This is a genomic window from Labrys sp. KB_33_2 (assembly GCF_052114505.1).
Lineage (GTDB): Bacteria > Pseudomonadota > Alphaproteobacteria > Rhizobiales > Labraceae > Labrys.
The window spans coordinates 250,119-271,036 of sequence record NZ_JBFREW010000001.1; the positions used below are offsets into that span (position 1 = coordinate 250,119).

The following is a 20,918-nucleotide window of genomic DNA, read 5'->3' on the forward strand; positions in this document are numbered from 1 at the left end:
CCCCTGGAGGGGGAGGGTCGAGGCAAAGCCTCGGGGTGGGGTGGTTCTTCGCTTAGCGGCCTGTTCGCATGATCACGTCAGCGCTCTTCACCCCACCCCGGCCTTTCAGGCCGACCCTCCCCCTCCAGGGGAGGGTAGTGGTGCCTCCGCGTTAACCCGAAGTGGTTGGCCTGGCCCGCCACCCTGCTGACAGCCGGCCCATAAGGCCGGCCGAGTGGAGACGATCCCATGCTGCGCTATCTCGCTGGCCGGCTGTGGCAGAGCCTTATCCTGCTGCTGCTGGTCTCGGTCATTGGTTTTGCGGTGCTTACCCTGGCACCCGGCGGACCGCTTTCCCAATATACGCTCACGCCGGGCATGACCAAGGAGGCGCTTGATCGCATCGCCGAGCAGATGGGCCTGAATCGCCCGCTGCCGATCCAGTATCTCGACTGGCTCTGGCGTCTCGTGCAGGGTGATTGGGGCCGCTCCTACCGCGACGGCCAGCCGGTGCTCGCCATCATAGGCGGGCATCTCTTCGCCACCCTGCTGCTGATGGGCTTTTCCACCCTGATCTCCGTCATCCTCGGCACCTGGATCGGCGTGATGGGCGCCACGCGGCGCTATTCGCTGTTCGACACGCTGGCGACGGTAGGCGCGATGGTGGCGCTCTCCATCCCCACATTCTGGTTCGGTCTGGTGGCGATCTACCTCTTCTCGCTCAAGCTGAAATGGCTGCCGGCGGGCAATATGTTCACGGTGGGAGACGGCAGTTTCGCCGACTATGCCATCCATCTCATCATGCCCAGCATCGTGCTGGCGCTGGTCAATGTGGCGGTGTGGAGCCGTTATATGCGCACGGCGACGCTCGATGTGATCAACCAGGATTTCGTGCGTACCGCCAAGGCCAAGGGGCTGAAGCCACGCCGCGTGCTGGTCAAGCATGTGATCGGCAACGCCCTCCTGCCGATGATCACCCTGGCCGGCCTGCAGATACCCACCATCCTGAGCGGGGCGCTGGTGACGGAAACCGTCTTCACCTGGCCGGGCATGGGCCGGCTGTTCCTCGATAGCCTGGGCTACAGCGACTATCCGGTGATCATGGGGCTTTTGATGTTCTCGGCGATCCTGGTGCTCATCGGCAATCTGATCGCCGATCTGCTCGTCGCCTTCGTCGATCCCCGCATCCGGCTCGGTTAGGGAGAATAGTGATGGCCTCAGCAACCCTTTCCCCCGCATCGCCCTCTCCGAAGCCGCGCTGGTGGCGCAACCGCACGGTGCGGCGCTTTTGCCGGCACAGGCTCGCCATGGTGGGCGTGGCGATGATCGTCATCCTGACGCTGGCCTGCATCCTCGGTCCGCGCCTGCTGCCCTATGACGAGCTCTTCATCGATCTGAGAGCTCGTTTCGCGCCGCCCTTCACCGGCTACCACATCTTCGGCACCGATCCGCTCGGCCGCGACCTTGCCGCCCGCCTGTTCATGGCCGGGCGCATCTCGTTGCTGGTCGGTTTCTTCGCCATGCTGCTGAGCACGGCGCTCGGCACGGTGATCGGCGTCACCGCCGGCTATTATGGCGGCCTGGCCGGCTCGGCCCTCATGCGCTTCGTCGATGCCTTCCTCTCCTTCCCGAGCATCTTCCTCTTGCTGACGCTGGCGGCCTTCATCAAGCCGAGCCCGCTGATGATCACGGTGATCATCGCCGTCACCAGCTGGATGGAAGTGGCGCGCATCGTGGAGGCGGAAGTGCGCTCGCTGCGTGAACGCGACTTCGTCCTGGCCGCGCGCATGGTGGGGCTGTCGAACAGCTGGATCATGTTCCGGGAATTGCTGCCCAACGTCATCGGCCCGATCATCGTGGCGGCAACGCTGACGGTGGCCCGTGCCATCCTGCTGGAGGCCTATGTGAGCTTTCTGGGCTATGGCATCCAGCCACCGCTGCCGAGCTGGGGCAACATGCTCAACGGGGCACAGCAATATCTGGCCAATGCGCCCTGGCTCGCCATCGTGCCGGGCGTGGCGATCACGCTCGCCGTCACCAGCTTCAACTTCATCGGCGACGGGTTGCGCGATGCCCTCGATGCCCGAAGCGACCTGAACTGAGGAGTGGCCATGTCGAAATTCTCTCCCTTCGACGCGACGCTCTGGTATGCGACGGCCGCTCCCGCGCCGCAGACCATGCCGCTGACCGGGCGTGTCCAGGCCGATGTCTGCATCGTGGGTGCCGGCTATACCGGCCTCACCACCGCGCTCGAACTGGTGCGTAAGGGCGTCAGTGTGGTGCTGCTGGAGGCCGAGCAAGCCGGTTTCGGCGGGTCCGGCCGCAATGCCGGGCACTGTACGCCGACCTTCACCCATTTCAGCCTGCCCGAATTGCGCCGGCTGCTCGGCGAGCCTTGGGCCGAAAGGCTGATCGCCCGGCAGACCCAGGCCAATGCCCGTGTCAGCGCCATGATCGAGCGCTACCAGATCCAATGCGAGTGGCAGCAGAACGGCTATGTCCAGGCGGCCGCTCGGCCTGGTGCCATCGACGCCATCAAGCGCAAGGTCGAGCAGTACAACGCCGTCGGCGCTCGCACCCGCTTCGTCGACAAGACGGAAGTGGAAGCGATCACCGGCAGCCCGCGTTTCCACGGCGGCTGGTTCCACGGTGAGGCGGGCCATCTCAATCCGCTCGGCTATGCGCGTGGCCTGGCGCGGGCGGTGCAGCAGGAAGGCGGCGTGCTGCATACGGGCTCGAAGGTGACCAACGTCACGCGCGAAGGTACGCGCTGGGTGGCCCACACCGCTGATGGCAGCGTGGTTGTAGACAAGGTGATCTTCACCACCGGCGCCTATACGGTGGAGGGCTGGCCGAAGCTCGACCAGAGCTTCAAGATCATGCGCGTCTTCGTGGCGGCGACACAGCCGCTCAGCGAGGAGGAGCGCCGCTCCGTCCTGCCTGAGAATACCACCATGCATGACGGCCGCGGCGACATCTATGTCTACAAATACAATGCCGAGGGCCGTATCGTCGCCTCGATGTTCCCGATGGGGCGACGCGGGCGTGACCTTGCCTATACGCACCAGGTGATGAGCGATCGCCTGAAATGGCTGCATCCGCAGATCAAGCAGGAGATCCGCTGGGAATATTTCTGGTTCGGCGAGCTCGACATGCAGGCGAGGACGATTCCCCGTCTCTACGGCCTGGCGCCCGGCATCGTCGCCCTTACGGGCCTTTCGGGGCGAGGCGTACCCACCGGCAGCATGCTCGGCGGCATCCTCTCGGAATGGGCGCTGGACGTGCCGGCGCAGGATCTTTCGCTCAAGGTCGAGCCTCTGCACAAGGCGCCCTTCTATATGAGCTTCGGGCCCCAGCTCACGCTGCGCTACTACCGGGCGCGCGACTGGCTGAAGACGCGCATGGACGGCGCGTCCCTGCCGCCGCACGCCTGAGCGGGCGGGCTGGCCAGACGGCTGCCCCCGACTTTCCGTCGTAGATCGCCGAAGAGCGTGACCGGCTGGGTTGCGCCCGAGGGCCGTTCGACCTCCAGGCCGGGCTTTGCTGCGAGCTGTCCGCGGAGGAAATGTCGATCTCACAATTAAAGTGTGATCACAGTATATAAAATTATCCCAAAATTTGTTGACATATCGTCGATTTTTCTGCTGATTGTGATCACAATCAAGCGCGGCATCACTAGGCGATGAGCGGCGCGCCAATCCATCCAGCGGAGGTTTCTCGTGTCCAGCACGCCGATCGACAATGCAGCCATCGAGGCGCGGGTGCGGACCCTGCTGCCGGTGGAACTGCAGCTTTATGCCGAGCGCCGTCCCAAGGCGCAGGCTATGGCCGAGCGTAAGGGCAAGGGCCTCTTCGACAATGTTCCAATGCACTGGATGCTTGATTGGCCGATGCCCTTCCCGATGGTGATCGAGCAGGCGAGCGGCGTGCACCTCACCGACATCGACGGCAATGCAGTGGTCGATCTCTGCCTCGGCGATACCGGCGCCATGTTCGGCCATGGGCCCGAGCCGATCCTGGAGGTGCTCAGGGCCGTCGGTCATCGCGGCCTGACGACGATGCTGCCATCCGCCGATGCCGAGATCGTCGGCGAACTGCTGGCCGCCCGTTTCGGCCTGCCGCATTGGCAGATCGGTGCCACGGCGAGCGATGCCAATCGCTTCGCCATCCGTGTGGCGCGGGCCGTGACAGGGCGACGCAAGATCCTGGTCTTCGATGGCTGCTATCACGGCGCCGTCGACGACACGCTGGTCGATCTCGTCAACGGACGCACCTTCTCCCGCCGCAGCCTGCTGGGACAGGTGGTCGATCTCGGCGAGACCACCATCGCCATTCCCTTCAATGACGAGGAGGCGCTGCGTCGGGCTTTGGCTTCGGGCGAGGTCGCCTGCGTGCTGGCCGAGCCGGTGATGACCAATTGCGGCATGATCCTGCCTGCGCCCGGCTTCCACGATACGCTGCGGCGGCTGACGCGCGAACATGGCACGCTGCTGCTGATCGACGAGACGCACACGATTTCCACCGGCCTCGGTGGCTACACGATGCTCCACGGCCTGGAGCCGGACCTGATGGTGATGGGCAAGCCCATCGGTGGCGGCGTGCCGGTGAGCGTGTGGGGCATGAGCGCCGCAGTGGCCGAGGGCCTCGACCGCGCGCGGCGCGCGCGCGACAGCCACGGCCATTCCGGCATCGGCACCACTTTGTCCGGCAGTGCGCTGCAGTTGGCCTGCCTCAAGGCCAGCCTCGAAAAGGTGATGACGGCCGAGACCTATGCCACCATGGCCGCGCGAACCGACATCATCGAAGCGGGCCTCATCAAGGCCATAGGGGCGCAGGGGCTGCCCTGGCATGTCACCCGCGTCGGCGCCCGGCTGGAAGTGGTGTTCAGCTCAGAGCCGGTGCGCAATGCGGCTGAGGCCCGGGAAGCCGCCTCCTCGGTCATCGAGGAGGGCCTGCATCTCTCCCTGCTCAATCGCGGCTTCCTGCTCACCCCCTTCCACAACATGATCCTGGTCAGCCCGGCCTTGGCCGAGGCGGAAGCCCGCGCGCTGGTTGCCGCCTATGGCGAGATCCTCGCCCGCTTCTGCCAGGCCGGGGAGGCGGCGTGATGGCCGACGCCCTGTCGACGCGGCCGGCCCAGGCGGCCGATATCGCCGAAGCCGAGGCCTTCCTGGCCGATCACCCCGAGATCGGCGCCTTCGATCTGGTGCTGATCGATATCAACGGCATTGCCCGCGGCAAGATCATCCGGCGCGAGGAATTGCTGCCGCTGTTCCGTGGTGGCCGGCATCTGCCCGGCTCCATTCTCGGCCTCGACGTCACCGGCGAGGATGTCGAGGAAACCGGCCTGGTCTGGTCGGATGGCGATGCCGACAGGCGCGCCTGGCCGATCGCCGGCTCTCTGGTGCCGCTGCCCTGGACCTCGCCGCCGCGCGGCGAGGTGCGCCTGTCGCTGTTCGAGCTCGACGGCTCGCCGATGGCCGCCGACCCTCGTCATGCCCTGGCCGGCCAGCAGGCTCTGCTGCAGGCCGAGGGCAGGCAGCCCGTTGCGGCCTTCGAACTCGAGTTCTATTTGCTCGACCGCGAAACGGCGAATGGCCGGCCTCAGCCGCTCCGCATGCCGCTGACCGGCGAAAGGCTTGATGGCATCCACGTCTACAGCGTCGACGAGCTCGACCGTCTCGAGCCTTTCGTTGACGCGGTCTATCGCGCCGCCGAGGCCCAGGCCCTGCCGGTGCAGACGCTGATCTCCGAATATGCGCCGGGCCAGTTCGAACTGACCCTGCGCCATCGCGAGGATGCGCTGCGCGCCGCCGACGATCTCATCATGCTGAAGCGGCTGCTGCGGGCGCTCGCCGTGCGCCACGGCATGAAGGCCTGCTTCATGGCCAAGCCCTTCGCCGGCCGCGCCGGTTCGGGCATGCACGCCCATGCCAGCCTGACAGGCCGCGACGGTGCCAATCTCTTCGCCGACCGGAATGGGGAGCTTGCGCCGGCCCTGCATCACGCCATCACCGGTCTGCTGGAGACCATGACGGAGAGCATGCTGGTCTTCGCGCCCCACCTCAATTCGTGGCGACGCTTCGCGGCGCAGAGCTATGCGCCGACGGCGCCGAGCTGGGGCGTCAACAACCGGGCCGTCGCCGTGCGCGTTCCCGCGGGCTCGCCGGAAGGCCGGCACCTGGAGCAGCGTGCCGCCGGGGTCGATGCCAATCCTTATCTGGTCGGCGCCGTCGTGCTGGCGGGCATTCGCCGCGGCCTTGCCGCCCAGCGCGATCCGGGGGCCCCGGCCTCCGCCTATGCGAGCGCGGCCGACGATGCCCTGCCGGCCGATTGGCGCAGCGCCATCGAGGCGGCGGCAGGCTCCGCCTTCCTGAAGGAAGCGCTGGGCGAGCGCCTTCATCACGTGCTGCTGGCGCTCAAACGGGCTGAATACCGGCGTTTTGCCGCCGATATCACCGCATTGGAGCTGCAGCTTTATGGAGAGATCGTCTGAGATGGCCAGGCGGAACGTTCTGATTGCCGGCGGCGCCGGTGGAATGGGTCTGGCGACGGCCCTGCGCTTTGCCCAGGATGGCGCGCGCGTGGTCCTGGCGGATCTTCCCGGCCCGCGTCTCGAAGAGGCTCGGGCGAAGGTGGTGGATGCGGGTGCCGAGGTGCTCGCCTTGGCGCTCGACATGCGCTCCGCCCAGGCCTGCCGCGAGGCGGTGGCGAAGGCGACCGAGGCCGACCGTCTCGATGTGCTCGTCAATGCGGCGGGCGTCTGGCTGGAAGGGCCCGCCACGTCGGTCGGCGAGGAGGATTGGGACCGTGTGCTCGACGTCAACCTCAAGGGCGCGTTCTTCCTGATCTCGGCGGCCATTCCCCATCTCGCCGCTTCTCGCGGCGTGATCGTCAACATCGCCTCCGATGCGGGGTTGGTCGGCAACAAAGGCGCGGCCGTCTATTGCGCCTCCAAGGGCGGGCTGGTGCTGCTCAGCAAGGCCCTGGCCCTCGAGCTCGCGCCGCAGGGCATCCGCGTCAATGCGATCTGCCCCGGCGACGTCGCCACGCCAATGATCGAATACCAGGCCGCGACCTATGGCGGCGGCGACCCCGATGCCTATAAGCGCCGCCTGCTCGGCAACTATCCGCAGGGCGAGAGCGCCCGTTTCATCAAGGCCGAAGAGATTGCCGGCCTCATCCATTATCTCTGCCAGCCCGGTGCTGCGCCGATCACCGGCGCCGCCCTCCCAATCGATTTCGGCATTACCGCAGGCTATTGAACCCGAGCTTATGGCATGAAGACCTTCTACACCACCGACCACCATCTCCATCACAGCGGCATGGAGCTTTCCTTCGGCAAGATCGTCGAGACTTTCGAAAAGCCAGAACGCGCTGAGATCATCCTGGCGCGGGTCAAGGAAGTGGGCCTCGGGCCGGTGCTGACCCCGCAGGACTATGAGATCGCGTCGCTCAAGCGTATCCACACGCCCGATTACGTCGACTTCCTCAAGGGCGTGTATGAGGAATGGCAGGCGGCCGGCCGCGATGGCGAGGTCTGGCCCTATAGTTGGCGCCACCGTTCCATGCCCCCCATCGACAAGGCGCCGAGCGGCCTCGATGCCCGCCTTTCCTACTATTCCTTCGATATGGCCGGTTCGATCACCGCCACCACCTGGCAGGCGGCCAAGCGCGCCGCCGACACCGCACTGGCCGGCGCCGATGCCGTGCTCGCCGGCGAGCGCACGGCCTTCTCGCTGTGCCGTCCGCCCGGCCATCATGCGGGACGCGACTTCTTCGGCGGCTATTGCTACCTCAACAATGCCGCCATCGCCGTGCAGCGTTTCCGCGATGCCGGCCGCTCCCGCGTGGCGGTGCTCGACGTCGACTATCATCACGGCAACGGCACGCAGGAGATCTTCTACGACAGGGCCGACGTGCTGGTCGCTTCCATGCATGGCGATCCCGATTTCGAGTTTCCCTTCCATCTTGGCTATGCCCGCGAGCGTGGCGAAGGAGCCGGCGAGGGCTTCAACCTCAACTATCCCCTGCCTTCAGGCACGCAATGGCCGGAATGGTCCGCAGCCTTCGGGGATGCCTGCCGCAAGATCGAGGCCTTCGATGCGCAGGCCCTGGTGGTCTCCCTCGGCGTCGATACCTACAAGGACGATCCGATCTCGCAGTTCAAGCTCGATACCCAGCATTTCAGCGAAATCGGTGCACGGATCGCGGCGCTCGGCCTGCCGACCCTGTTCGTGATGGAAGGTGGCTACGCCATCGGTGCACTCGGGGTCAACGCCGTCAACGTCCTGACCGGCTTCGAACAGGCGGGAGGGTGAGATGGCTTCGGGATCTTTCGTCCGCTCACGCTCCGTCCTAGTGACGGGGGCCGGGGCTTCCGACGGAATCGGCTTCGCTATCGCCAGGGCCCTCGGGGGAGCGGGATTGTCGGTCGCGATCACGGCCTCGAGCGACCGGATCTATCGCCGCGCGGCGGAACTGGAGGCTGAGGGCATCGAAGCCTGGGCGGCCGTTGCCGATCTCACGCGGGTGGACGAAGTACGCAGATTGCGGGCAGCCGCCGGCGACGTCGACATCCTCGTCAACAATGCCGGCATGGGCAGCGTGCTGAAGCCGGCCGTGCAGAAGCGCTTCGTCGATCTCGACGAGGCCGAATGGAATCGCGGCATCGACGTCAGCCTGAACACCGCCTTTCTGGTAACCCGGGCCTTCCTGCCCGCCATGATCGCGAAGCGCCATGGGCGCATCGTCAATGTCGCCTCGGTCACCGGCCCCTATGTCTCCAATCCCGGCGAGGCGGCCTATTCGGCGGCGAAGGCGGGCATGGTCGGACTGACTCACGCCCTCGCTCTGGAAGTGGCGGGGGACGGCGTCACCGTCAACGCGGTCGCTCCGGGCTGGATCGAGACGGGCTCCTCCACGGAGGAAGAGCGCGTTGCCGCCCGCGCTACGCCGCTGGGCCGGGCGGGAACGCCTGACGAGGTCGCCGCAGCGGTGGCGTTTCTGGCCTCCGACGGCGCGAGCTACGTCAACGGTTCCGTGCTGGTGGTGGATGGCGGCAACATCCTGCAGGAGCGCAAGGGCTGATTCAGTTCGCTCCCAGGCCGAGCGTATGACGCAACAGGTACATGCCATCGAGAATGTCGGCCTCGATAGCGGTGCGCAGAGAATCCGCGTCGTTCCGGCGGATCGCCTCGATCGCCATCTTGTGCTTGTCGATGATCTCGGCGCCTTCGACCACGTCATAGATGGTGCGCATGAACGGGCCGAACTGCACCCAGACGCTTTCGAGCAACGGCACCAGCACGTCGGAATTGCCGGCACGATAGAGCTCGAAGTGGAAGTTATAGTTGGCGAGCATGTAGACGTCGGCGTTGCCGGTCTTGTAGTTCCGGTTCATCGTCTCGTCATGGGCAATCATGCGCTCCAGCCTGTCGCCGTCGACAAAAGGCAGAGCGCGTCGGGCGCAGAGGGGTTCGAGGGCGAGTCGCGCGCTCATCAGCTCCTCGAAGCGGGCCACGGTGAGATGCGGCACGCAGACCCGCCTGTTCTGCTGGACTTCCAGGGCGTTCTCGGCCGCCAGGCGGCGGATGGCTTCGCGGCAGGGCATCACGCCCACGCCCAGCATGTCGCTGATGCCGCGCAGGCTCATGCTCTTGCCGGGATGGAAATTGCCGATGATCAACTGCTCACGCAGCGTCCTGTAGACCTGCTGGTGTAGCGGATTGGTCGCGGTGTCGGCCGGTTCGACGGCAGCGAGACTATCGGTGCTCATCGCTGACTGTGATCACATTGGCAGCCCGAGGGCAAGCGCTGAAGCAGAACGGCGCATGCCCCGCTATGTCCCGGCTTCCACCAGTACTGCCGACGGATCGCGGGTGAGGCCGAAACCGGGCGTGCCGGAAACGTCGAGACGCCCGTTTCGGGGCACCGGCTCATTGGTGAAGAGGGGGCCGAACACCGGCAACACATCCTGGCCATCGGCGCTGTTGGCGACATATTCGCAATAGGGCGAATGGGGTTGCGACATCACGAAGTGATAGCTGAAGGGGCCGCTGCCATGCGGCACCACCGGAATGTCGTAGGCGCTCGCATGGGCGGAGATTCGCAGCAATTCGGTGAGACCGCCGACCCACATCACGTCGGGTTGCAATATGTCGATGTGACGGCCCTCGATCAGCTTGCGGAAGCCGTAGCGCGAATATTCATGCTCGCCCGTGGTCCATTTGGTTGCCGGCAAAGCTCTCTTGAGCAGGGCATAGCCGTCGATATCGTCGGGATGCAGCACCTCCTCCCACCAATAGATGTCGAGGTCCCTGCAGGCGGTGGCGAGCTCGATCGCATAGGGCACGTCGAGCGCCATGTAGCAATCCACCATCAGAGGGTAGTCGGGGCCGACCGCTTCGCGATGCGCCGCGAGGAAGGCGACATTGGCGCGCAGGCCGTCGATGCTGTCGGCCGGGCCGTGGGGCAGGGGCACCTTGCCGCCCCAGAAACCGAGCCGGCGGGCCGCTTCCGGCCGCGGACCGGTGCAATAGAAGCGGATCTCCTCCTTGGTGCGCCCGCCGATCAGCTTGTAGACCGGCTCCTCGCGCAGCTTGCCGATCAGGTCCCAGAGGGCAAGATCCACCACGGAGATGGTCGCGAGCGGCAGCCCCTTGCGACCGTAATACATCGAGGCCCGGAACATCTGGTCCCAGAGGCGATTGAGGTCGCGCGGATCGGCGCCATCGAGGAAGCGGCGGAAATGGTGCTGGATCAGCCAGCACGCCGGCTCGCCGCCAAAACCCGTGGCGAGGCCGACATGGCCACTTTCTGTCTCGATCTCCACCACGATCGAGCCCATGACATTGATCCCCCAGCTGGTGCGCGAGGCCTTGTAATCGGCATAGCCCGACATCGGATTGGCGATCAGCGTGTCGATCAGCCAATGCCCCTGTTTCTGGCTGAAATAATCGCCGCCACCCTCGCTGCGGACCAGATAGGTCCTGACCTGCTTGATGCGGGGAGATGCCATGCCTCGTCCTTCCTGCGTTTGGTTGCGCGGAATAGTGACGTAAGAAACTTGTCAGTCAAGTTTACAAATTCTCGAAACCTCGCTCTCTTGTTGTCTGACAAATAATCCGATATCACCCGATTGCCTCGGGAAACACGCAGGCGCCGGCAGGATGGCCGGCATTTGGAAGGCAGGGGAAGGACCGGCATGACCACGATCATTCGCTTCGAGGGCCGCGGCGCCATCATCACCGGCGGGGCCTCCGGCATTGGCCTCAAGACGGCCGAGCGCATCGTGGCCGAGGGCGGCTCGGTCTCGATCTGGGATGTGGATTCCGCCCGCGTCGAGACGGTGCGCCAGGCGCTGGGGCCGCGGGCCCATGGCATCGCTATCGACATCACCGATCCTGCCGCCGTCGAGAAGGCGGCACAGCAGGCCGAAAGCCAACTCGGCCGCATCGACGTCCTGGTCTGTTCCGCCGGCGTGGCCGGCAAGAACGAGTTGCTGGTCAATTATCCGATCGAGGAGTGGAAGCGGGTCTATGACATCAATGTCAACGGCCTGTTCTATTGCAACCGCTTCGTTGCGTCGCTGATGCAGAAGCATGGCTATGGCCGCATCGTGAACGTCGCCTCCATCGCCGGCAAGGAAGGCAATCCCACGGCATCGGCCTATTCCTCTTCCAAGGCGGCGGTGATCGGGCTCACCAAATCGCTGGGCAAGGAATTGTCGAAGGAAGGCATCACCGTCAACGCCATCACGCCGGCGACGGTCGATACGCCGATCCTCCAGCAGGTCAGCCAGGCCCATATCGACTACATGCTGTCGAAGATTCCGATGGGCCGTTTCGGCACCGTGGAGGAGTTGGCTGCCATCATCACCTGGCTCGCCAGCGAGGAATGTTCTTTCACCACCGGCGCGGTGTTCGACATTTCCGGCGGCCGCGCCACCTATTGACCGAACGTCAGGAGCGGCGGGCTATCAGGGCCCGCACCAGCACCACGGCCAGGGCCGCCAGCCCGATGGCAGCGGCTGCGACGATGACGGTGAGACTCGTCGTCACATAGCAGGGTGCCGAATTGGCGGGATTCTGATGGCAGGGAAACCGGCTGTCGATCAGCCGTGCCAGATAGTGTCCTCGCGTCTCGAAAAAGACCAGCATGGCGCAGCCGAGGGCCAGCAGCGCAAGGAAACCCGTACTCGGACGCATGAAGGAAGCCCTCGGGGAAATGCTGTCTATTTTTCGCATCGGTTGATCTGCACGGCAGTTTCGCCGGTCACAGCCAAATCGGCTAAACAGGGGCGGATCGAGTCGCAGCCGAGGGAGGAATATCGGGCATGAAAGTCGTATTCAGCGAAACCCAGAGGCGCCACGATCCGACCTTCTTCCTATCGAGCGGTACGCAGCGGCCTAATCCGGAAATACCGCGCCGCTGTGACATCCTGCTGCAGGCTGCCCTTGGCGCCGGCCTGACACAGGTCGCCCCCGACGATGCGGGGCTGGCGCCCGTCGCAGCCGTGCACAAGCCCGACTACATTCACTTCCTGCGCCATATCCATGCGCACTGGCGCGAGATCGATGGGGCTTCGGCCGAGGTGATCCCCAATATCCATCCCGATCGCCGCAACGGGGCCTATCCCGCTTCCGCCGTGGGGCAGGCGGGCTATCATATGGCCGACACGGCCTGCCCGATCTCGTCCGGAACCTATGAGGCGGCCCTGGCCAGCGCCCACACGGCCTATCATGCGGCCGGCCTGGTGCTGGCAGGCGAGCATGTAGCCTATGCTCTCTGCCGTCCGCCGGGCCATCATGCCTTCGCCGATCTTGCCGGTGGCTTCTGCTTCTTCAACAACAGCGGCATCGCGGCCCAGGCCCTGCGCAGCCGCTACGACCGCGTCGCCATTCTCGATGTCGACCTGCACCACGGCAACGGCACCCAGGGCATGTTCTATGGCCGCCCCGACATCTTCACCGTTTCGGTTCATGCCGATCCCATCCGTTTCTACCCTTTCTTCTGGGGGCACTCGGACGAGCGCGGCGAAGGCGAGGGGCTCGGCTACAATCTCAATCTGCCTCTGCCGCGCAAGACGGGGGACGAGGGCTTCCTTGCCGCGCTCGATGTGGCTCTGGAGCGTATTGCTGCCTTCGCGCCAGGCGCATTGGTGGTGGCGCTCGGCCTCGACGCCTTCGAGGGCGATCCCTTCCAGGAATTGACGGTGACCACCAAGGGCTTTGTCCGCATTGCCGCCCGTATTGCCAGCCTCGGGCTGCCGATGGCGATCGTGCAGGAGGGCGGCTATGTCTGCGACGCGCTCGGCGACAATCTCGCCAGCTTCCTCGGCGGGCTGTGAGGTATTTTTCCAGCCCTCATGGTTTACGACATCAAAATGCCGGGGTCGGGGCGTAGGTTTGTGGCTGGTTTGGGACGATCGAGGGAGTTGTTCCGATGACCAGTCTTGCTATCGATGTCAGTGCGCTGCTGGCAGCCCTTTGGATGCCGGCCCTGCTCAAGATCCTGGCCGCCGATGTGGCCATTGGCGCTGTCATCCTGTCGGGATATCTCTGGCATAGGAAGCAGGAACGCTGCAATGCGGAGCTGTCCGAACGCAAATGGGGCAGGCGACATCTGCATGGCTGAAGGCAAGCCTTAAGCGTTTTGCGCTTTGGTGGAATCACCGAGAATCGCAAAGACGCGCCGAATCAGAGAGCTAGAGCAAAACAGCGTTTCCGTCTAAACGCGCTCTGCTCTAGGCACCAGGGATGCGTTTTGTTCCAATTTTTTGTTTTGACGCATTTTCTTGACCGAAAAGTCCTCGGGCTTTTCGATGAGATGGCTAATGCACGACCACACCGGTCGGATTGCCTTTCGACATCCACACCACCAGCGCGTCATTGAAGGAGGCGACCGCGTCGCTGGCGATTGGAATTCGGATGATGGCCCCATCCGCAAATTCGAATTCGGCTACGGCAAATTGCCGATGCTCCGGCGAAGTCAGGCCGCGAAATTTCGTGAGAAGCGGCGTGACGACCGAGCCGTCTCCGCTTTCGAGCGGGTCCGAAGGAACGCTCATTCAACCATCCAATGCCAAGTCCAATAATTGCCTTCCCTATGACGGTGGGCTGTGACATGGGCGTGATACGAAATATATCATCTGAGAAATTTGTTGAGTCGAACAACAAGCAGATGCATCCATCTACCGTAAAGGTAACAATAGCAAATAATATAGGTTTATTGAAAAAATCCGAGAGTAAAATAAAGATAGGAACACCTCCTGATTTATAACTTCAGAAGGTGCCCCTGTGCGGGTCGATGCTCTATTATATCAGTGCTGTGTTTTCGATCGAAAAGCGGCCGCCCCTCCGATCCAGACGGAAGCAATCGCCAGCTCATCGGTCAGCACCACCATGTCGGATCTGCTGCCCTGGCGCAGACGGCCATACTGCCGATCCATGCTCACGGCCATGGCCGGGTAAAGCGAGGCCATGCGCAGGGCTTCGCCCAGATCGACACCGATCTTCTCATGCACGAAACGCACGGCCGAAATCATGTCGAGGTCGGCACCCGCGAGAGTACCGTCATCCAGCGTCAGGCGGCCGTTCTCACGCTTGATCACCCGGCCATTGAGCGTGAACTGCTGCATGTCCGTGCCGATCGTGGCCATGGCGTCGGTGACCAGGAAGATCCGGCCGGGCTCTCTCTTGGCCCGTAGTGCGATGTCGATGGTGATGGGATCGACATGGATGCCGTCGGCCACCAGGCCAGCGGAGAGGCCGCCAAGGGCGATCGCGGTGCCGGCTAGTCCCGGCTCGCGGTTCTTGATCTGGCTCATGGCGTTGAACAGATGCGTCGCCATGGAAGCGCCGGCCTCCGTCGCCGCGACCACATCGCCATATTCGGCATCGCAATGGCCGAGGCTGACGACCAGGCCGGCCTCCGCGAGGCGACGGACCTGGGCCGGCGTCACTGACTCCGTGGCCACCGTCGTGAGCAGGACGGGAACCCGGCTTCTGGCGGCAACCAGCCTGGCGAGATCGGTCTCCTCCATCGGGCGGATCAGTTTCGGGTCATGCGCGCCCTTGCGCGAAACGGCGAGATGCGGTCCCTCGATATGCAAGCCGAGGAAACCCGGCACCTTCCGTCGTGCGGCCTCCGCACCGGCCTCGAGGGCCTCTGCGGTGATACCGGGCGTATCGGTGATCAGGGTCGCGAGCAGGGCCGTCGTGCCGAACTGCGCATGGGCTGCGCAGATCGTGCCGATGGTCTCGGCGTTGCGGCGGTCGTTCAGCATTACCCCGCCGCCGCCATTGACCTGCAGGTCGATGAAGCCGGGCGCGATGAAGCCGGCCTCCACCGTCTCGACCGCGATGCCCGCCGGGACGGCACTGCGAGGCACGATCGCCTCGATGCGCTCGCCATCGACAATCACGGCCGCATCCTGATGCCAGCCCTCGCCGTCGAAGATGCGCGGGGCCAGCAGGGCCGATTGCGTGCTCATACCGTCTCCGTGACCTTGCGCAGATTGCGGGGCTCGTCGGGATTGAGGCCACGACGACGGGCGAAGGCCTCGACGAAGGCATAGAAGGAGGCGATTAGCACCAGCGGGTCGGTCAATGGGTGGCCGGTGGCCGCGAAGGGCAGGCGGGTGGCCTGGTGGGCGCCGTCGGCGGTGATGAAGGCGGCTGCCCCCTTGGCGGCCAAGGCGTCGGCGGCGCCGATGATCGAGCTTTCCGCCTTGTCGCGGGCCGCCAGGGCCAGCACCGGGAAACCCGGTCCCACCAGCGCCATCGGTCCATGCATCACCTCGGCGCCGCTATAGGCTTCCGCGTGCACTGAGCAGGTTTCCTTGAACTTCAGCGCCACCTCGTTGGCGATTGCCAGGGCCGGCCCGCGGCCGAGGACGAAGACCGAAGAGGTGCCTTCCAGGGCATCGGCAAAGGCGGTCCAATCGCAGGCGACGGCCTGCTCGAGATGACGAGGCAGGTCGTGGAGGGCTGATAGCAACGCCTTGTCGCCGGCCCAATGAGCGAGGACGCCGAGCCCGGCCACGGCGGAATTCACGAAAGTCTTGGTAGCGGCAACGCTCTTCTCGGTGCCGGCGGCGATGTCGATCGCATGGTCGGCCGCAAGTGCCAGGGGCGAGCCTGCCGTGTTGGTGAGGGCGATGGCGACCGCGCCGCTGCGACGCACCGCCTCTGCCATGGCGACGATGTCGGGGCTCTTGCCCGACTGCGAAATCGCCAGGCTGGCGGCGCCGGCGAGCTTGAGCGGTGCCTCATAGATCGAGGCGATCGAAGGGCCGAGCGAGGCGACCGGCACGCCGGTGGTCAGCTCGACCGCATATTTGAGGAAGGAGGCGGCATGGTCGGAAGAGCCACGGGCCACGGTGACCAGGACATGTGGATCGACGTCCTTCAGCGCAGTGCCTGCCCGCTCCATCTCAGCGGCCGATTGTTCGAACAGCCGTGCGACGGCTTGGGGAATTTCCAGCACCTCGCGGCGCATATGGGTTTCGGACATCACGATGTTTCTCCTTCGCTGGGCTCGGCCAGCCGCAATTCTGCTACGAAATCATAGGTATCGCCCCGGTAGATCGACCGGGTGAATTCAACCACCTTGCCGCCGGGCAGGTATGAGACGCGCTCGATATTGAGCGTGGCGGCACCTGGAGAAATGCGCAGGAGCTGGGCATCCTCCGGCCCGAGATTGGCGGCCGAGATGCGCTGGACAGCGCGCACCGGCTTGTTGCCGTGCTCGGCGAGGGCGGCATAGAGCGAAGAGCCGACCTCTTCCGGATTCGGCAGCAGCGAAGCGGCGATGGAAGCGCGCTCGATCGCCACGGCGGTTTCATTGGCAAAGCGCAGGCGGTTCACGCGGGCCACCATCTCGTTGGCCGTCAGGCCGAGCACCATCGTCTCCTGCGGCGAGGGGACGTAGACGCCTCGCTCCAGCCACACCGAATGAACCTGCTTGCCGCGCCGCGCCATATCCTCGGTGAAGGAGGTCAGGCGTGACAGGGATTGCTCGACACGTTCGACCCGGGGCGCCACGAAGGTGCCGGAGCCGTGGCGCTGGATCAGCACCCCCTGTTCCACCAGGTTCTGCAGCGCCTTGCGCACCGTGACACGCGAGATGTCGGCCTTGACGGCAATGTCCCGCTCGGAGGGAAGTGCGTCGCCGGGCGTCAGCACGCCGTCCCGGACCGCTTCTTCGATTGTTTTGCGCAATTGCAGGTAGAGCGGCGCATTGCTGCCCTTGGCATCGGCCAGGGAGCGGAAGATGAGGTCGATGGCGTCACTCATGGCTTGCCTTTCCGAGCCGAAATCTCGGACCTGTCCCTTGAAGGAGGGCAAGAGTTCGGCGTGACTCAACGCTCTGGCGATCATGGCTGGATCAGTCCTTGTTTGCCATCCGACAATGACCGCTCGAGGCCGAATAGTCGGGCAGCCATGGATACTGCGCCGCCCAAGGCGTCCTGCAGCGGCGGTACGAGCCGCTCCCGGTGTTTTGCGGAAAGGCGAGGTCCGATCAGCGTTGCCAGCCCGCCCAATAAGCAACGGGGCGTCGCATTGGCAAGCCCGAGGGCATCCAGCGAAACCTCGACCGCGGCGATGGCCCGATTGACGATCCTGGCCGCAGTCGGGTCGCCACGGTCGAGATGGTCGAAGACAATCGGCGCGAAGGTGCCGAAGTCGCGCGGCTGGGCGGTCTTGGTGAACTCGACGATCTCCTGCGGATCGTCGTGGTGGGCGGCCAGCACCGCCTCGACCAGGGGCGAGCGGGGGGCGATACCGTCATGGGCGAGCAGTGTCTCCTCCAGCAGGTCGCGTCCGATCCGCGCCCCGCTTCCCTGGTCGCCGACAGCGAGGCCCCAGCCGCCAAGATAGCGTGCCTGTCCCGATTGCCGGGCCAGATAATGGCTGCCGGTCCCCAGGATGCCGATTGCGCCGTCTCCCGCCCCGATCGCACCCTCCAGGGCGATGAGGACATCGGTTTCGATGCGGCAATGGCGGAAGGGCAGGCGGGCGAGCAGCTTGGTGGCATAGATGGCGATATTGGCACCCGCCATGCCGAGCACGATGGGCGTGTCGGGGATGCCAGCCGGATCCTGGCCCGCATCGGCGAAGGCCTGGTGGACAGCGGCCATGATGTTCTCGCAGGCCCCGTCCAGATCCGTGCGGATGTTCGCCGGCCCGGCCTTGGCGCGACCGATGATCTGGCTCTGCGCTGTTGCGAGCGCAGCCCTGCAGCTTGTTCCTCCACCATCGACGCCAAGGACCATCATCGCCGTCTTCTCCTTATGAGAAGACAATACCAATAAGCTACCACTCGTCAAGTGGTGATTGCGGTAAAAAAATTAAACTAAGCAAAATCAATGCATTATGCAATTTGAAGCAATTTGATGAGAAAAGTGCCATAAGACCTCTGGACAAGTGGTATTTATTTGGTATTGTCCTGGCCATCGGAGGGGGCGGTGCCGGGCCTAGGCTGGCGCCACCAGGCGGCGGCTGCGGTCGCGCAGTTCATCGGCCTCCGGGCAACAGGCCAGTTGCCGGCCGGAAGGGCAGCGCAAAGCGTGCGTTCCGCTGGGGCTGGAGACCCCCAAGTCGACCAGAGCCGGCCCTGGCAGTGGCCGGTACAGGGAGGAAGACGGATGAAGAAGCGACTTTTGATGGCCCTATTCCTGGGCTCCACCATTCTCGCGGCGACGGCTGCTTCGGCGCAGGACGCCACGCTGACGATCGAAAGCTGGCGCAATGACGACCTTGCCATCTGGCAGGAAAAACTGATCCCCGCTTTCGAGAAGGCCAATCCCGGCGTCAAGGTGAATTTCACGCCCTCGGCGCCGCCGGAATACAATGCCGCGTTGAACGCAAAGCTCGATGCCGGTTCGGCTGGCGATGTGATCGCCTGCCGCCCCTTCGATGCTTCCCTCGAACTCTACAAGAAGGGGCATCTGACGGATCTGTCGGCTCTCCAGGGTATGGACAATTTCACCGACACCGCCAAGGCCGCCTGGCAGACCGACGACGCCAAAACGACCTTCTGCGTGCCCGTGGCCTCGGTGATCCACGGCTTCATCTACAACAAGGAAGCCTTCGACAAGCTCGGCCTCAAGCCGCCGCAGACCGAGGAAGAGTTCTTCGCTGCGCTCGACAAGATCAAGGCCGACGGAACCTATATCCCGATGGCGATGGGCACCAAGGATCTCTGGGAAGCCGCCACGATGGGCTACCAGAACATCGGCCCGACCTATTGGAAGGGTGAGGACGGTCGCCTGGCGCTGATCAAGGGCACGCAGAAGCTGACGGATGCCGATTGGGTCGAGCCCTTCGTCACGCTGGCCAAGTGGAAGTCCTATCTGGGCGACGGCTTCGAGGCGCAGACTTATCCCGACAGCCAGAACCTGTTCACCCTCGGCCGCGCCGCCATCTATCCGGCAGGTTCGTGGGAGATCTCCCCCTTCGGCGCCCAGGCGCAGTTCAAGATGGGCGCCTTCCCGCCGCCCGTGCGCAAGGCTGGTGATCCCTGCTACATCTCCGACCACAACGACATCGGTTTCGGCCTGAACGCCAAGAGCAAGAATCCGGAAGCGGCCAAGAAGCTGCTGGCCTGGATGGCATCGCCGGAATTCGCCACGCTCTATGCCAATGCGCTGCCGGGTTTCTTCAGTCTCGCCAAAAGCGAGGTGAAGCTGGACAATCCCCTGGCGCAGGAATTCGTGTCCTGGCGCGGCAAGTGCAGGTCGACCATCCGTTCAACCTACAAGATCCTGTCGCGCGGCACGCCCAATCTCGAGAACGAGACCTGGGTCGAATCCGCCAATGTGATCAACGGCACCGACACGCCGCAAGTCGCTGCCGAGAAGCTCCAGAAGGGTCTCGACAGCTGGTATAAGCCGGCTAAGTAGAGCTTGCTTCGGCCGCGCCTCGAGAAGGCGCGGCCATCCCCTCCATCATCGCCGTCTCCGACAACAGCAACGCACATGCGAGGATTGCTGCAATGTCTCTCGAAGATTCACCAAATAGAAAAGCGTTTCGCTGGCACATTCCGATTTTTCTGGCGCCAGCCGTCATCATCTACACGCTCGTGATGATCCTGCCGCTGATCGGCACCCTGCAGCTTTCGCTGTTCCGGACCGTCGATGGTGTGTCGCATTTCGCGGGACTCGACAATTTCCGCACGCTGTTCGGCGACCCGCGCTGGGCCTCGAGCTTCTGGAATGCCCTGCGCAACAATTGCTGGTTCTTCCTCATCCACATGGTGGTCCAGAACCCGATAGGCGTCGTGCTGGCGGCCCTGCTTTCCCATCCCAAGCTGCGCTTCGCGGCTTTCTACCGCACGGCGATTTTCATCCCGACCGTGCTGTCCTTCGTGATCGTCGGCTTCGTGTGGAAGCTGATCCTCTCCCCGCTCTGGGGCGTGGCGCCCTCGATGCTGGACCTGATCGGCCTCAAGAGCTGGTTCACGCCGCTGCTCGGCAAGGAAGCCTATGCATTGACCACGCTCGGCCTCGTCTCGGTCTGGCAGTTCGTGGGCATTCCGATGATGCTGATCTATGCAGCCTTGCTATCGATCCCCGAGGAGGTGGTCGAGGCGGCCGAGATGGACGGCATCACCGGCGTTGCTCAGTTCTGGAAGATCAAGCTGCCGCTGATCCTGCCTTCGATCGGCATCATCTCGATCCTCACCTTCGTCGGCAATTTCAATGCCTTCGACCTGATCTACTCGGCGCAGGGAGCGTTGGCCGGGCCGAACTATTCGACCGACATTCTCGGCACCTTTCTCTACCGCACCTTCTTCGGCTTCCAGCTGCAGCTCGGCGATCCGAACATGGGCGCCACCATCGCCTCCATGATGTTCTTCATCATCCTGGCCGGCGTGTGCGTCTATCTGTTCGCCATCCAGACACGGCTGCGGCGGTATCAGTTCTGAGGAGA

Annotated in this window: 21 protein-coding genes; 13 read left to right on the forward strand and 8 right to left on the reverse strand. The window is 64.2% G+C overall.

Annotated features, from left to right (window positions below; translation table 11 throughout):
- The first annotated feature begins 228 nt into the window (after nt 1-228).
- From AB4037_RS01185 to AB4037_RS01220, 8 genes are all read left to right on the forward strand, one after another.
- Nucleotides 229-1,179, forward strand: coding sequence for an ABC transporter permease (locus tag AB4037_RS01185; RefSeq protein ID WP_441770260.1), 951 nt, complete (start codon nt 229-231; stop codon nt 1,177-1,179).
- An 11-nt stretch (nt 1,180-1,190) separates the two neighbouring features.
- On the forward strand, nt 1,191-2,081 hold the full coding sequence (locus tag AB4037_RS01190) for an ABC transporter permease (protein WP_441770261.1): 891 nt from the start codon (nt 1,191-1,193) through the stop codon (nt 2,079-2,081).
- A 9-nt stretch (nt 2,082-2,090) separates the two neighbouring features.
- The gene (locus tag AB4037_RS01195; protein WP_441770262.1) at nt 2,091-3,413 is read left to right on the forward strand and encodes an NAD(P)/FAD-dependent oxidoreductase; all 1,323 of its coding nucleotides are present in this window, start codon (nt 2,091-2,093) and stop codon (nt 3,411-3,413) included.
- Between the two features lie 285 nt (nt 3,414-3,698).
- The gene (locus tag AB4037_RS01200; RefSeq protein ID WP_441770263.1) at nt 3,699-5,087 is read left to right on the forward strand and encodes a transaminase; all 1,389 of its coding nucleotides are present in this window, start codon (nt 3,699-3,701) and stop codon (nt 5,085-5,087) included.
- Nucleotides 5,087-6,475 carry a glutamine synthetase family protein gene (locus AB4037_RS01205; RefSeq protein WP_441770264.1) on the forward strand — a complete coding sequence of 463 codons (1,389 nt, stop codon included), beginning with the start codon at nt 5,087-5,089 and terminating at the stop codon, nt 6,473-6,475. Before AB4037_RS01200 ends, AB4037_RS01205 begins: the two co-directional genes overlap by 1 nt.
- Nucleotide 6,476: 1 nt before the next feature.
- Nucleotides 6,477-7,244 (forward strand): SDR family NAD(P)-dependent oxidoreductase, encoded by a 768-nt coding sequence (locus AB4037_RS01210; protein WP_434957892.1) that lies wholly within the window; start codon nt 6,477-6,479, stop codon nt 7,242-7,244.
- A gap of 15 nt (nt 7,245-7,259) precedes the next feature.
- Complete coding sequence (locus AB4037_RS01215; RefSeq protein WP_441770265.1) at nt 7,260-8,300, forward strand: histone deacetylase family protein; 1,041 nt, start codon at nt 7,260-7,262, stop codon at nt 8,298-8,300.
- Nucleotide 8,301: 1 nt separating this feature from the next.
- Entirely contained in the window at nt 8,302-9,069 is a 768-nt protein-coding gene (locus AB4037_RS01220; protein ID WP_441770266.1) for an SDR family NAD(P)-dependent oxidoreductase, read from the forward strand.
- 1 nt (nt 9,070) lies between these two features.
- Here AB4037_RS01220 and AB4037_RS01225 read toward each other — a convergent pair whose 3' ends face one another.
- Entirely contained in the window at nt 9,071-9,757 is a 687-nt protein-coding gene (locus AB4037_RS01225; protein WP_434957889.1) for a GntR family transcriptional regulator, read from the reverse strand.
- Between the two features lie 63 nt (nt 9,758-9,820).
- On the reverse strand, nt 9,821-10,999 hold the full coding sequence (gene rhmD / locus AB4037_RS01230) for an L-rhamnonate dehydratase (protein WP_441770267.1): 1,179 nt from the start codon (nt 10,997-10,999) through the stop codon (nt 9,821-9,823).
- Nucleotides 11,000-11,185: 186 nt separating this feature from the next.
- Here rhmD and AB4037_RS01235 point away from each other — a divergent pair, with 186 nt between their 5' ends.
- Nucleotides 11,186-11,935: an SDR family NAD(P)-dependent oxidoreductase gene (locus AB4037_RS01235; protein WP_441770268.1), complete on the forward strand. Its 750-nt coding sequence runs from the start codon at nt 11,186-11,188 to the stop codon at nt 11,933-11,935.
- Between the two features lie 7 nt (nt 11,936-11,942).
- On the opposite strand, the gene AB4037_RS01240 is transcribed toward AB4037_RS01235, so the two are convergent.
- The gene (locus AB4037_RS01240; RefSeq protein ID WP_441770269.1) at nt 11,943-12,188 is read right to left on the reverse strand and encodes a hypothetical protein; all 246 of its coding nucleotides are present in this window, start codon (nt 12,186-12,188) and stop codon (nt 11,943-11,945) included.
- Between the two features lie 128 nt (nt 12,189-12,316).
- Here AB4037_RS01240 and AB4037_RS01245 point away from each other — a divergent pair, with 128 nt between their 5' ends.
- Both AB4037_RS01245 and AB4037_RS01250 read left to right on the forward strand, forming a co-directional pair.
- On the forward strand, nt 12,317-13,330 hold the full coding sequence (locus tag AB4037_RS01245; protein ID WP_441770270.1) for a histone deacetylase family protein: 1,014 nt from the start codon (nt 12,317-12,319) through the stop codon (nt 13,328-13,330).
- 95 nt (nt 13,331-13,425) lie between these two features.
- Complete coding sequence (locus AB4037_RS01250) at nt 13,426-13,617, forward strand: hypothetical protein (RefSeq protein WP_434957884.1); 192 nt, start codon at nt 13,426-13,428, stop codon at nt 13,615-13,617.
- Between the two features lie 196 nt (nt 13,618-13,813).
- Here the strand turns inward: AB4037_RS01250 and AB4037_RS01255 are convergent, their stop codons facing one another.
- From AB4037_RS01255 to AB4037_RS01275, 5 genes are all read right to left on the reverse strand, one after another.
- Nucleotides 13,814-14,050 (reverse strand): hypothetical protein, encoded by a 237-nt coding sequence (locus AB4037_RS01255; protein ID WP_434957883.1) that lies wholly within the window; start codon nt 14,048-14,050, stop codon nt 13,814-13,816.
- A gap of 252 nt (nt 14,051-14,302) precedes the next feature.
- A complete protein-coding gene (nagA, locus tag AB4037_RS01260) occupies nt 14,303-15,475 on the reverse strand; it encodes an N-acetylglucosamine-6-phosphate deacetylase (protein ID WP_441770271.1) in 1,173 nt (390 codons plus the stop codon).
- On the reverse strand, nt 15,472-16,497 hold the full coding sequence (locus tag AB4037_RS01265; RefSeq protein WP_441770272.1) for an SIS domain-containing protein: 1,026 nt from the start codon (nt 16,495-16,497) through the stop codon (nt 15,472-15,474). Before AB4037_RS01265 ends, nagA begins: the two co-directional genes overlap by 4 nt.
- A complete protein-coding gene (locus AB4037_RS01270) occupies nt 16,497-17,279 on the reverse strand; it encodes a GntR family transcriptional regulator (RefSeq protein WP_434957880.1) in 783 nt (260 codons plus the stop codon). Before AB4037_RS01270 ends, AB4037_RS01265 begins: the two co-directional genes overlap by 1 nt.
- An 80-nt stretch (nt 17,280-17,359) precedes the next feature.
- Nucleotides 17,360-18,262 (reverse strand): BadF/BadG/BcrA/BcrD ATPase family protein, encoded by a 903-nt coding sequence (locus tag AB4037_RS01275; protein WP_441770273.1) that lies wholly within the window; start codon nt 18,260-18,262, stop codon nt 17,360-17,362.
- Nucleotides 18,263-18,631: 369 nt separating this feature from the next.
- Here AB4037_RS01275 and AB4037_RS01280 point away from each other — a divergent pair, with 369 nt between their 5' ends.
- Nucleotides 18,632-19,888 (forward strand): ABC transporter substrate-binding protein, encoded by a 1,257-nt coding sequence (locus AB4037_RS01280; protein WP_441770274.1) that lies wholly within the window; start codon nt 18,632-18,634, stop codon nt 19,886-19,888.
- A 92-nt stretch (nt 19,889-19,980) separates the two neighbouring features.
- Entirely contained in the window at nt 19,981-20,913 is a 933-nt protein-coding gene (locus AB4037_RS01285) for a carbohydrate ABC transporter permease (RefSeq protein ID WP_434957877.1), read from the forward strand.
- Nucleotides 20,914-20,918: the final 5 nt, after the last annotated feature.